This window comes from Streptomyces montanus (genome assembly GCF_005786655.1).
In the GTDB taxonomy this organism is placed as follows: Bacteria; Actinomycetota; Actinomycetes; order Streptomycetales; family Streptomycetaceae; genus Streptomyces; species Streptomyces sporangiiformans.
Genome location: NZ_VBZC01000024.1, coordinates 16,672 through 29,058, shown reverse-complemented (window position 1 = coordinate 29,058; position 12,387 = coordinate 16,672). Strand labels below are relative to the sequence as shown.

The window sequence follows — 12,387 nt, the reverse complement described above, 5'->3', positions numbered from 1 at the left end:
GGGGATGCCCGGACCCCGGCCCGCCCGCCAGCCTTGAGCCATGACCAGCATCGACGTCCAAGACCTCACCAAGGAGTACGGCGCCACACGCGCCGTGGACCGGCTGACCTTCAGTGTCGCGCCGGGCCGGGTCACCGGCTTCCTCGGTCCCAACGGCGCCGGCAAGTCCACGACCATGCGTCTGGTGCTCGGCCTGGACCGGCCGACGTCCGGAACCGCCACCCTCGGCGGCCGCCCGTACACGACCTTCGACGAGCCGCTGCGCCACGTCGGATCGCTGCTCGACGCGCAGGCCGCGCACGGATCGCGCACCGCTCGCGACCATCTGCGCGCCCTCGCAGCGAGCAACCGCATCCCGGAGCACCGTGTGGACGAGGTCCTGGAGGAGGCGGGGCTCGCGTCGGTCGCGCGGCGCCGCGTGAAGACGTACTCCCTCGGAATGCGCCAGCGCCTGGGCATCGCCGCCGCTCTCCTGGGCGACCCACCGGTGGTACTGCTCGACGAGCCGTCGAACGGTCTCGACCCCGAAGGCATCATCTGGATCCGGGAGTTGATGCGGCGACTGGCCCGAGAGGGCCGCACCGTCCTGGTCTCCAGCCACCTCATGAACGAGACCGCCTCCTTCGCCGACCACCTGATCGTCCTCGGCCGCGGCCGTCTCCTCGCCGACACACCCATGCGGGAGTTCATCCACGCGCGCGTGCAGCCCCGCGTACGGGTGCGCACCACGGAAGGCGAGCTGCTCGACGGTCTGCTGAAGCTCCACGGCTTCGAGGCCGTCGCAGGCGATGACGGCCGCTGGACCGTGTACGACGCGCGCGTGGAGGACATCGGCCGCCTCACATCGGACGCGGGCCTGCCGATCCTCGAACTCGCCGCCGAGGAAGGCACCTTGGAGCAGGCGTACCTCGACCTGACGGCCTCGGAGGCCGAGTTCACCGCATCCGCATCCGCATCCGCATCCGCAACTCCCGCCCCATCGCAGGAGGCCTGACCATGGCGTTCGCCCCCGTACTCCACTCCGAGTGGATCAAGATTCGCAGCCTGCGGTCGATGATCTGGGCCCTCCTCGCGATCGTCTTCACCACCGCGGCCTTCTCCGCCCTCGCCGGGCTCGACTCCGACGGCGACGACTTCGACCCGTTGTACTCGGCGCTCTTCGGGATCAACTTCGGCCAGGCCGCGGCGGTCGCCTTCGGGGCGACGGCCGTCTCGTCCGAATTGCAGGGTGGCGCCCTCAGGCTCTCCCTGGCCGCCGTGCCCCACCGGAGCCTGTGGTTCGCGGCCAAGATGGTCGCGGTCGGCGTACCGGCTCTGGCCGTCGGGCTGGTCACCGGGTTCGTGAGCCTGGCCGTCGGCACGGCGGTCCTCGGCGACAAGACAAGCGGACTCGCGGCGGCCGAAGGGCTGCGCGGCGCCGTGGGCTGCGGCATCTACCTCGCCATGATGGCCCTGCTGGCCGCCGGCCTGACCGCCCTGCTGCGCAGCGGAGTCGCGACCCTGAGCATCCTGATCCCGTTCCTGCTCATCGCGTCGTTCGTCATCGGGGGAGTGTCCGGCGGAATCGCCGACTTCCTGCCGGACAAGGCGGGGCAGGTGATCCTCCACGAGACGTCGGAGGGGGCCCTGGGGCCATGGACCGGGCTGGCGGTGACCGCCTGCTGGACGGCGGCAGCGCTGCTGGCGGGGGCGTGGAGTGTGCGCCGCCGCGATGCGTGAGTGAGCGTCACCCCTGCTGGGGCGCTGCCCATTGTCAGTGGGACGGGCTTTACTGGATCACATGAGCATCGCGCGGCATCTCGCCACGATCGACTTGCTGTGCACCCGGGACTTCCCCGCGGAGCACGGCAGGTCGGACGTGGGCACCGAAGGCCCCGGGTACCACATAGCGGAGTTACAAACGAGCGCCGACTTCTGGGACGACGACGGTACGGAACGGGAGGAGACCGAGACGCAGTACGAGCTGGAAAGGGACGGCCTGTCGGAGCGACTGACCGAACGCTGGGGCGCGCCGCAGGTCTTCAGCCTGTGGAGTGTCTTCAACCGGTCCATGGACGGCGAGGACATACCTGAGCCCTGGGTGGTGCTCAGCTCGCATGTGCCGGACGTACACCTGTGGAAGGAAGACGGCCGCGGACGCTGGGTCGCCCTGGGTATCTCGCAGTCTGACAAGGAGCTGCCGTTCCAACTCGTGGCCGTGGTCACGGAGATGGACCCGCCCTGAGCTTCCGTCCCTGAGCATCTGCCCTGAGCGTCAGGCCTCGGCGGCCACGCGCAGCCGCGCGAACTCCTCCGCCATCGTCGCCGCCGTCCAATGCGCGTTCAGCCCACTCGGGTTGGGCAGCACCCACACGCGCGTTTCACCGATCGCCCGCACCTGAGGGCCGACAACGGCCTTGCGGTCGCTGAACGCCGCCCTGTACGCGGTGATGCCCACCACGGCCAGCCACCGCGGCCGCAGCGACTCGACCTTGGCGGTGAGCAGGCGCCCGCCCTCGGCGTACTCCTCGTTCGTCAGCTCATCGGCGCGAGCGGTCGCCCGTGCCACCACGTTCGTGATCCCGAGCCCGTGCGACAGCAACTCGCCCTGCTCCGAAGGCTTCAGCAGCCGTGGCGTGAACCCGGACAGATGCAGTACCGGCCAGAACCGGTTGCCGGGACGGGCGAAGTGGTGGCCCGTGGCCGCTGTCATCAACCCCGGATTGATGCCGCAGAACAGAACGCGGAGGCCGTCCGCGACGACATCCGGCACGAGCCGGTCGCGGGCGGCCTCCAGGTCCGCGGAGGTCGGACGCGTCAGAGGATCGCCCCCGGCGTGTAGCCCGCGGCCTCCGGGTGCTGCTTCACGATTGCCTCGATCCGGCCGACCACCGCGGTCACCTGGCCGGCGGCCGCGCCGGTGAAGGACAGCTTGTCCGCCATCAGCGCCTCTAGCCCGGCCCGGTCCAGCGGGATCCGGTCGTCGGCGGCGAGCTTGTCCAGCAGTTCGTTGCGCTCGGCGCCCCGCTCGCGCATCGCGAGGGCGGAGGCGACGGCGTTCTCCTTGATGGCCTCGTGCGCGACCTCACGGCCGACACCCGCTCGTACCGCACCCATCAGCACCTTCGTCGTGGCGAGGAACGGCAGATAGCGGTCCAGTTCACGGGCCACGACCGCGGGGAAGGCGCCGAACTCGTCGAGCACCGTGAGGAACGTCTCCAGCAGGCCGTCCAGTGCGAAGAACGCGTCGGGCAGCGCGACACGGCGCACCACCGAGCAGGACACGTCGCCCTCGTTCCACTGGTCGCCCGCCAGCTCGCCCGTCATCGAGGCATAGCCGCGCAGGATCACCATCAGGCCGTTGACACGCTCGCAGGAGCGGGTGTTCATCTTGTGCGGCATCGCCGAAGAGCCGACCTGCCCCGGCTTGAAACCCTCGGTCACCAGCTCGTGCCCGGCCATCAGACGGACCGTCTTGGCGAGCGAGGACGGAGCCGCGGCCAGCTGCACCAGGGCGGTGACGACCTCGTAGTCGAGCGAGCGCGGGTAGACCTGGCCGACCGACGTGAACGCCTGCGTGAAGCCCAGGTGCCGAGCGATCCGCTGCTCCAGCTCGTCGAGCTTCGAGGCATCGCCGCCCAGCAGGTCGAGCATGTCCTGAGCCGTTCCGACCGGGCCCTTGATGCCCCGCAGCGGGTAGCGGCCGAGCAGCTCCTCGACCCGGCCGTACGCGACGAGCAGCTCGTCGGCGGCGGTCGCGAAGCGCTTGCCGAGCGTGGTGGCCTGCGCGGCGACATTGTGCGAGCGGCCGGCCATGACCAGCTCGCCGTACTCACCGGCCAGCTTGCCGAGCCGTGCCAGGACGGCCACCGTGCGGTCGCGCATCAGTTCCAGCGAGAGCCGGATCTGCAGCTGCTCGACATTCTCCGTGAGATCGCGGGAGGTCATGCCCTTGTGCACGTGCTCGTGCCCGGCGAGGTCGTTGAACTCCTCGATCCGCGCCTTCACATCGTGCCGCGTGACCTTCTCACGCTCGGCGATCGAAGCCAGGTCGACCTGGTCGAGGACGCGCTCGTAGTCGGCGAGGGCGGCATCCGGCACCTCGATCCCGAGGTCCTTCTGCGATCGCAGCACAGCGAGCCAGAGCTGACGCTCCAGCCGCACCTTCTGCTCGGGGGACCACAAGGTGGCGAGCTCGGCCGAGGCATAGCGGCCGGCGAGGACGTTCGGGATACGGGGCTTTGCGGGCGCGGGAGTCACGTGTAGGGAGTTTACCTGCCGGCCGACGCGGCCCATGCACGCCCACTCGGTCCATAAGGCGCAGGTCAGAGGCCCACGGCCGCCCCACCCGCCGATTGTTCAGGCCGCCGAGAACTTGGCGACGTACTCGTCGATGCCTGTTCCATCAGCTGGAGCGCGCGTCGCTGGACATCGAGCTGCCGGTCGGCGTGCTGTGCGATCAGCCACGCCGCACGTGCGGCCTTCCTCGCCGACCACGCACCCCTAGGAGGCGTCGGCGAGCTCGGCCAGGATGTCGGCGTGGCACAGTTCGGGAGTGCACCAGCAGGCCAGCGTCTTGCCGCGCAGCTCGGGCACCAGGTCGAGGAGTTCGGGGCGTTCGAGGAGGTACGCCCGGTACTTGGCCATGACCTCGGCGCGGGTGCCGTCCCGCTTCTTCTTGGCGCTGTCGGGGGTGAACGGGTTGTTGAGCGGGTGCTCGGGAAGGTCCCAGCCGCCCCTGGTCCAGCGGCGGCCGACGTAGACGAGGTCCGCGGGGGCGTCCTCCAGCCGGGGGCCGAAGTCGTGCATGCGGCCCTTGAGGTTGATCACGGTGGTGGTCACGCGAGGCTCCCTTCGCTGCGCCGGGCGACGAGCCGATCATGCGACACGTGGTCCGCCGGCGCCACCGGGTGCTTCGTGCGCCGGGTCGCCGACCCCTCCCTCGTCGCCGCTCCCTCGTCGGCCTCTCTCTCGTCGTTCCTGCCTACGCCGTCGGCCCGTCGTACGGCAGCAGGTCGGGGCGCTTGGCCGGGCGGCCGTCCCCCGAGGAGCGGCCGGTGAGACGTCGTCCGATCCATGGCAGCAGGTACTGCCGGGCGAAGCGGACGTCGGCGGTCCGGCGGGCGCTCCACCCGGGCGGCGCGGTGGGCGGCATCGGGGCACGCCAGTCGGCGTCCTGTGCTTCGTACCCGAGCGTCTGCCACACCGCCTCCGCGACCCGGCGGTGCCCTTCGGACGTCAGATGCAGCCGGTCCACGTCCCACATGCGGGGATCGGTGAGCGAGGGCGCGCCGTAGAGGTCGACCACCAGGGCGCCGTGCCGGGACGCAAGGTCGTCGACGCAGGCGAACAGCTCCTCCATGCGCGGCCGGAACCGTTCCAGTACCGGACCCTGGCGTCCCGGGCTGCGCATCAGCACGAGTTGCTTGCACGAGGGGGCGAGACGCTCGACGGCCTCCTCCATGAGTCCACGGACCCGGCCCATGTCGCACTTGGGGCGCAGCGTGTCATTGAGGCCGCCCACCAGCGTGACGACGTCCGGCTGCATCGCCGCCGCCACGTCCACCTGGTCGGCGACGATCTGTCCGATCAGCTTGCCGCGCACCGCGAGATTGGCATATCGGAAGCCGGGCGTCCGCGCGGCCATCCGCTCCGCGAGCAGATCGGCCCATCCGCGATACGAGCCGTCGGGCAATCGGTCCGACATGCCCTCGGTGAAGGAGTCGCCGACTGCGACAAGGCTGGTGTAGGTGGCATTCGTCTCCATGGCGACAGAGATGGTATCCGGTTCACATACCCATTGGTCGGGCGGCTGCCCGTCCTGTCAGAGACTTGCCGGGCCTGTCCCGATCACGCCGACTGCCCGAACAGCTCCCGCAGGACGTCCTCCATCGTCACCAGCCCCGCGAGGAGCCCGTCGCCACCCAGCACGGCCGCCAGATGCGTACGGCTGCGGCGCATCGCCGTGAGGACGTCGTCGAGTGGCGTGCCCTCGCGGACCTGCGGGATGGAACGCATGTCCGGGATGCGGAACGGGAGGTCGCGGGGCATGGCGTCCAGGGCGTCCTTGACATGGAGGTAGCCGACGATGCGGCGGCCGTCGTCCACAACGGGGAAGCGGGAGAAGCCGGATTCGGCGGACAGGGCTTCCAGCTCCTCCGGTGTGACGCCCACGCGCGCGTAGACCACGCCTTCCAGCGGGAGCACGACGTCCCGGACGGGGCGGCGCCCCAGTTCCAGGGCGTCGTGCAGCCTCTCCTGGGCGCGGTCGTCGATCAGGCCCGCCTCAGTGGAGTCCCTGACCAGGCGGGCGAGTTCGTCGTCCGAGAAGGTCGCGGACACTTCGCCCCTCACCTCGACGCGCAACAGCTTCAGCAGCCCGTTCGCGAAGGCGTTGATCGTGAAGATCACCGGACGCAGCGCCCGCGACAGCGCGACCAGCGGCGGGCCCAGCAGCAGCGCCAGGCGCACCGGCTCGGCGAGCGCGATGTTCTTCGGCACCATCTCGCCGAGGAGCATGTGCAGATACGTCGCCAGGGTGAGCGCGATCACGAACGACACCGCGTGTCCGGCGCCCTCCGGCACCCCCACCGCGTGGAACACAGGCTCCAGCAGATGGGCGATCGAAGGCTCCGCGACCACACCCAGGACCAGCGTGCACAGCGTGATGCCCAGTTGTGCGGCCGCCATCAGGGCGGACACGTGCTCCAACCCCCACAGCACGCTGTGCGCCCGGCGATCGCCCTTGTCCACATGCGGCTCGATCTGACTGCGCCGCACCGAGATCAGCGCGAACTCGGCGCCCACGAAGAAGGCGTTCACGACGAGCGTCGCCAGACCGATCAAGAGCTGTACGGCGGTCATCGCGTGTCCTCCTTCTTCTTCTTCTCCCTGTCGCTCTCGATCTCCCTGTCCCTCTCCCTCTTGTCTTCCTGCTCCTCCGGTCCTTGCCGCTCCTCCTGCTCCTCCCGCTCCCCGGTGAGCGGCGCGTGCAGCAGCACCCGAGCGGCCCGGTGCCCGGAGGCGTCTGTCACGTCTAGCTGCCAGCGAACGATCTCCAGGGAGTCGCCGACAGCGGGGATGCGGCCGAGTTCGGTCGCGACGAGTCCGGCCAGCGTCTCGTACGGCCCCTCGGGCACCCGCAGTCCGACCCGCGCGAGCTGGTCGGTGCGGACCGCGCCGTCGGCCGAGTACAGCGCCCGGTCGTCGTCGTCCGTGCCGGCCGGGGCCAGATCGGGCGTCTCATGCGGGTCGTGCTCGTCCCGCACCTCGCCGACGACCTCCTCGACGATGTCCTCCAGGGTGGCGACCCCGGCGGTGCCGCCGTACTCGTCGATGACGACGGCCATCGTGCGCTTCCCGGACAGCCGGTCCAGGAGCCGGTCGACGGTCAGTGACTCCGGTACGAGGAGGGGCTCGCGCATCAGCTGCGAGACGGGGCAGCGCGCCCGGCGCTCGGCGGGTACGGCCACGACGTCCTTGATGTGCGCGACGCCCACGACCGAGTCGAGGGTGCCGCGGTAGACGGGGAAGCGGGACAGCCCCGTCGCCCGCGTCGCGTTCGCCACGTCCTCGCAGGTCGCCTGGACTTCGAGGGCCATGACCTGAACCCGCGGCGTCATCACGTTCTCCGCGGTGAGATCCGCCAGGTTAAGCGTGCGCACGAACAGCTCGGCGGTGTCGGCCTCCAGGGCGCCCAGTTTGGCGGAGTGCCGGGCGAGGGCCACGAGCTCCTGCGGTCCGCGGGCCGAGGCCAGCTCCTCCGAGGGCTCGATGCCGAAGCGGCGTACGACACGGTTCGCGGTGCTGTTGAGGTGGGTGATGAATGGGTGGAACGCGGTGCTGAACCAGCGCTGCGGCGTCGCCACCCGCTTGGCCACGGCGAGCGGTGAGGAGATCGCCCAGTTCTTGGGAACGAGCTCGCCGACGACCATCAGCAGGACCGTCGAGAAAAGCGTCCCGAGGACCAGCGCGACGGACGGGGCCGCGGAGCGCGGCACGCCGAGCGCCTCCAGCGGACCCGCGATCAGCTTGGAGATGGACGGCTCGGCGAGCATACCGACGACCAGATTGGTGACGGTGATGCCGAGCTGAGCGCCGGACAGCTGGAAGGTGAGATTCCGTACGGCCTTGAGGGCGCCCGCGGCGCCCACCTCGCCGCGCTCGACGGCCCGCTCCAGCTCGCTGCGCTCGACCGTGGTCAGCGAGAACTCGGCCGCGACGAAGGCGCCACAGGCCAGCGAGAGCAGGACGGCCACGGCGAGGAGGAGCACTTCGGTCATCGGGTCACCTCCGTCCCATGGTCGGCCAGGGGCGCAAGGATCGCATGGTGCCGGCGGGGCGGGACGCCGTGCTGCCGGGTACCGGGGGGCTCGCCCATGGGCGGACGATCACACCTTTCGTAAGGGGGAGGACTCACTCATTGAGCGGCTTCACCCACCGCCGCCACCGCTCCTCGGGTGTGTACCCCGCCGCTCGCCACGCATGTTGGGCGGTCTCGTTCCGCTGCAGCACCATGGCGTCGCCACGGCGCCCGCCGAGGCGTACGAACCGCTCCTCCGCCGCGGCGAGGAGCGCCGAACCTACGCCCCGACGCCGCTGCTCCGGATGCACCGCGAGCCGGTACAGATGGCAGCGCCAGCCGTCGAAGCCCGCGATCACCGTGCCCACGAGTTCACCCTCATGCTCGGCCAGGATCAGCGCCTCGGGGTCGCGGGCGACGAGGCGCTCCACGCCGTCCCGGTCGTCGCTGATGCTCGTGCCCTCGGCGGCCACCTTCCAGAAGGCGAGTACGGCGTCGAGGTCCTCGGGCGTCGCGGCCCGTATCCGCAGTTCAGTCATGCGGTGATCCCACCACGGCCGGCGGGCCGTGGTGGGGGAATTTCACCCTCACTCGTGTGCGATGGCCGCCAGTACGTTCATGCGAGAGGCGCGCAACGCGGGCAGCAGCGCCGCCACGATGCCCACGACCGCCGAGCCCACCACGACCGCGATGATGGTGCCCCACGGTATCGCCAGCGCCTTCATGCCCTGCAGCGCCAGGACCTGTTGTACGCACACGCCCCACACGAGCCCGAGCGCGAGCCCGAGCACCGCGCCGAACACGGCGATCACCACCGACTCCAGACGGATCATCCGCCGCAGCTGCCTCCGGGAGAGACCGATCGCCCGCAGCAGCCCGATCTCGCGCGTGCGCTCCACGACCGACAGGGCCAGGGTGTTGACCACACCGAGTACCGCGATCACGATCGCGAGACCCAGCAGGGCGTACACCAGATAGAGCAGCACGGCGATCTGGTCACGGACCAGCTGCTTGTAGTCGGCCTGGTCGCGCACCTGCACCTGCGGATACGGATCGAGCGTCTTCTCCAGGCGCGAGCGCAGCGTGTCGACGGAGGTGCCCGAGGCCGCGTTCACGTACAGCGCGGAGTCCTGCCCGCCGGGCACGTACCGCTCGATCGTCTCGAAGCCGAAGTACAGCCCGCCCTGCATCCCGAAGCCCTCGGCGGAGTCCTGGTCGGTGAGTGCGGCCACCGTCAGTTCGGCCTTCCGGCCGGCCGGGAAGTCGACGGGGATCGTGCTGCCGACGCGTACGTCGTGGTCCTTGGCGAAGCCGGCGTCCATGGCGATGTTCCCGGGCGCGAGGGCGTCCGCCGTGTCGCCCTGCGCGTAGGTGACGTGGGCGACGTCGTCGAGCTGTGCGTCGTAGCCCGCGGCGGTGGTCTTGACGCGCTTGCCGTCCGGCAGCCGGACCGCGACCGGTGCGAACCGCTGGCGCACGACGAGTCCCGCGCCGTCCGTGTCGCGCACCTTCTGGGTGACCTCCTGCGGGAACGGCAGGAAGTTGCTGTTCTGGACGACGAAGTCGGCGCCCAGAGTCTTGTCGATCTGCTGGTCGAAGGACTCCGTCATGGACGCGCTCGCCACGGACATCCCGCCGACCAGGGCGAGGCCGACCATCAGCGCCGCCGCGGTGGCACCCGTGCGGCGCGGATTGCGCAGCGCGTTGCGCTGGCTCATCCGGCCGATCGAACCGAACACCGCGGGGAACAGTCCGCCGAGGACACGGATCACCGGACGTACGAGGAGTGGCCCCGCGATCACCGTCGCGACCAGCGTCAGCACGACGCCGAGGAGCAGCAGGGAGGAGGCGGACGCGGTCTCCGTGGCGGTCACACATCCGACCAGGGCGGCGGCGCCGAGCGCACCGACGATCAGTCCCACAACGGCGCGCACCCGCAACGGCCGTCCCATGCCGGCGATTTCGGCGTCCGCAAGCGCGGCCATCGGCGACACACCGGCCGCCCGCCGAGCCGGCAGATACGCCGCGACGAAGGTGACGCCGACCCCGACGACGTACGCCGAGACGGGAGTCACCCAGCCGATGACCATCTCGGTGGACTTGAGGTTCATGCCGAACACGCCCATGAGCTCGATCAGCCCGAGCGCGAGCCCGATCCCCGCGGCCAGGCCGAGCGTGGAGCCCACGAGACCCAGCAGGGTCGCCTCCGTGAGCACGGACCGGCGCACCTGCCGTCGGTCGGCGCCCAGGGCGCGCAACAGGCCCAGTTCACGGGTGCGTTGGGCGATCAGCATGGAGAAGGTGTTGACGATCAGGAACACCCCGACCAGCACCGCGATGCCGGCGAATCCGAGCATCACATACTTGATGACGTCGAGGAATCCGCCGAGTTGGGCGGTGGCGGACTCGGCCTGTTCGTCGGCGGTCTCCACCTCGTAGGTCCCGCTGCCGAGTTCGGCGGTGATGCGCTGCTTGAGGACGGCGTCGCTCACGCCGTCCGCCGCGTCGACCGCGATGCTGGTGGCCACGCCCGTCCGGCCCAGCAGCTCCTTCTGCGCGGTCGGGATGTCGAGGAAGACGAGCGCCGCACCGGGATTGGTGGTGGTGAAGGTCGCGATGCCGACGATCTTCACCTTGAACGAACCCGGCTGCGCGATCACGGTCAGCGTGTCACCGATGCGTACGTCCTTCTTGTCGGCCGTGTCCGCGTCGATCAGCGCCTCGCCGGGGCCCTTCGGCGCGTGGCCCGACGTCAGCTCCACGGGGCTGCGCTCGGTGACGTACCAGCCGGTGGCGATGGTGGGCGCGCCCGTGGTCGGGCCCACCGACTCGTTGTCGCGGTCGACGACGGTGACGTTCTCGACGGACACGTCCAGATGCGTGTCGGCGACCCCGTCCACCCGGGCGATGCGGTCCGCGATGCTCGCGGGCACGGTTTCGGTGGCCCCGGAGGGCATCTGTGAGTCGAGGTCGTCCCGCGGCAGCACCGTCACGTCGGCCGATGTCGACGCGAAGAGCCGGTCGAAGGTACGGGTCACCGTGTCCGAGAAGATCAGGCTGCCCGCGACGAACGCCACGGACAGGGTGACGGCCAGCGCCGAGAGCAGCAGCCGCCCCTTGTGTGCGAGGAAACTCCGGAGTGTCGCCTTCAGCACGACGGCCTGCCTCAGTCCTTGTCGGGGGAGATGTCGCGGACGGGATCCTGGCGGGGCTCGGCGGCCCGGTCAGGGGCGGTGCTCTCGGTGCTCCCGGTGCCCTCCTCGAACGGCCCCCGGATCGTGTCGAACCTCTTCATGCGCTCCAGCACGGCTTCCGCCGACGGCCGCGCCATCTCGTCCACGATCCGTCCGTCCCCGAGGAAGAGGACCAGGTCGGAGTGGGCGGCCGCGCCCGGGTCATGGGTGACCATGACGACGGTCTGGCCGAGGTTGTCGACTGCGTCACGCAGGAAGCCGAGCACCTCGAGCCCGGCCCGGGAGTCGAGGTTGCCGGTCGGCTCGTCCGCGAAGATCAGCTCGGGGCGCGAGGCGAGAGCGCGGGCACAGGCGACGCGCTGCTGCTGCCCGCCGGACAGCTGCGCGGGCCGGTGCTTGAGGCGGTCGCGCAGGCCCAGTGTGTCGATGACCTGGTTCAGCCAGCCCTCGTCGGGCTTCTGGCCGGCGATGTCCATGGGCAGCGTGATGTTCTCGGCCGCGTTCAGTGTCGGGATCAGGTTGAACGACTGGAACATGAAGCCGATCCGGTCCCGGCGCAGCCGCGTCAACTCGCGTTCCTTGAGCCCGGTGATCTCGGTGTCGCCCAGCCACACCTGGCCGGCCGAGACGGTGTCGAGCCCCGCCAGGCAGTGCATCAACGTGGACTTGCCGGAGCCCGAGGGGCCCATGACCGCGGTGAAGCGGCCGCGTGCGATGTCCACGTCGACCGAGTCGAGGGCGAGCACGGTGGTCTCGCCCGACCCGTACGCCTTGGTCAGGCCGCGGGCCCGGGCCGCGATGTCCCCGGCATCGGTGCGGCCGAGGGTGTGCTCCGCAGCAGGTGTGGACAAAGCCGCCTCCTATGTCGGACTTCGGTGTCCGCAGCGAGCCTAATGTGACCCGGGGCACACC

Annotated in this window: 12 protein-coding genes and 1 pseudogene; 3 read left to right on the top strand and 10 right to left on the bottom strand. The window is 70.4% G+C overall.

Annotation, left to right across the window (positions count from 1 at the left end):
• Window positions 1-40: 40 nt before the first annotated feature.
• The 3 genes from FE633_RS22165 (at window position 41) to FE633_RS22155 (ending at window position 2,224) form a co-directional block, all read left to right on the top strand.
• A complete protein-coding gene (locus tag FE633_RS22165; protein ID WP_138046905.1) occupies window positions 41-994 on the top strand; it encodes an ABC transporter ATP-binding protein in 954 nt (317 codons plus the stop codon).
• A 2-nt stretch (window positions 995-996) separates the two neighbouring features.
• Window positions 997-1,719 (top strand): ABC transporter permease, encoded by a 723-nt coding sequence (locus FE633_RS22160; RefSeq protein WP_138046904.1) that lies wholly within the window; start codon window positions 997-999, stop codon window positions 1,717-1,719.
• 61 nt (window positions 1,720-1,780) lie between these two features.
• Entirely contained in the window at window positions 1,781-2,224 is a 444-nt protein-coding gene (locus FE633_RS22155; protein ID WP_138046903.1) for a hypothetical protein, read from the top strand.
• A 30-nt stretch (window positions 2,225-2,254) separates the two neighbouring features.
• Here the strand turns inward: FE633_RS22155 and mug are convergent, their stop codons facing one another.
• The 10 genes and pseudogenes from mug to FE633_RS22110 form a co-directional block, all read right to left on the bottom strand.
• Window positions 2,255-2,752: a G/U mismatch-specific DNA glycosylase gene (gene mug, locus FE633_RS22150; RefSeq protein WP_138046902.1), complete on the bottom strand. Its 498-nt coding sequence runs from the start codon at window positions 2,750-2,752 to the stop codon at window positions 2,255-2,257.
• 44 nt (window positions 2,753-2,796) lie between these two features.
• Window positions 2,797-4,239, bottom strand: a complete 1,443-nt coding sequence (purB, locus tag FE633_RS22145; RefSeq protein WP_138046901.1) for an adenylosuccinate lyase — start codon at window positions 4,237-4,239, stop codon at window positions 2,797-2,799.
• 107 nt (window positions 4,240-4,346) lie between these two features.
• Window positions 4,347-4,463 (bottom strand): annotated as a pseudogene (locus FE633_RS49815) (DUF6624 domain-containing protein); the annotation flags it as partial.
• A gap of 19 nt (window positions 4,464-4,482) precedes the next feature.
• Window positions 4,483-4,821 (bottom strand): DUF4326 domain-containing protein, encoded by a 339-nt coding sequence (locus tag FE633_RS22140; protein ID WP_138046900.1) that lies wholly within the window; start codon window positions 4,819-4,821, stop codon window positions 4,483-4,485.
• Between the two features lie 142 nt (window positions 4,822-4,963).
• Entirely contained in the window at window positions 4,964-5,746 is a 783-nt protein-coding gene (locus FE633_RS22135) for an SGNH/GDSL hydrolase family protein (RefSeq protein WP_138046899.1), read from the bottom strand.
• 83 nt (window positions 5,747-5,829) lie between these two features.
• Window positions 5,830-6,843: a hemolysin family protein gene (locus FE633_RS22130; protein ID WP_138046898.1), complete on the bottom strand. Its 1,014-nt coding sequence runs from the start codon at window positions 6,841-6,843 to the stop codon at window positions 5,830-5,832.
• On the bottom strand, window positions 6,840-8,261 hold the full coding sequence (locus tag FE633_RS22125) for a hemolysin family protein (RefSeq protein ID WP_138046897.1): 1,422 nt from the start codon (window positions 8,259-8,261) through the stop codon (window positions 6,840-6,842). The genes FE633_RS22130 and FE633_RS22125 overlap by 4 nt, the downstream gene beginning before the upstream one ends.
• A 133-nt stretch (window positions 8,262-8,394) precedes the next feature.
• The gene (locus FE633_RS22120) at window positions 8,395-8,820 is read right to left on the bottom strand and encodes a GNAT family N-acetyltransferase (protein ID WP_138046896.1); all 426 of its coding nucleotides are present in this window, start codon (window positions 8,818-8,820) and stop codon (window positions 8,395-8,397) included.
• A 48-nt stretch (window positions 8,821-8,868) separates the two neighbouring features.
• Window positions 8,869-11,436 carry an ABC transporter permease gene (locus FE633_RS22115; RefSeq protein WP_138046895.1) on the bottom strand — a complete coding sequence of 856 codons (2,568 nt, stop codon included), beginning with the start codon at window positions 11,434-11,436 and terminating at the stop codon, window positions 8,869-8,871.
• An 11-nt stretch (window positions 11,437-11,447) separates the two neighbouring features.
• Window positions 11,448-12,326 carry an ABC transporter ATP-binding protein gene (locus tag FE633_RS22110; protein WP_246113765.1) on the bottom strand — a complete coding sequence of 293 codons (879 nt, stop codon included), beginning with the start codon at window positions 12,324-12,326 and terminating at the stop codon, window positions 11,448-11,450.
• Between the last annotated feature and the right edge of the window lie 61 nt (window positions 12,327-12,387).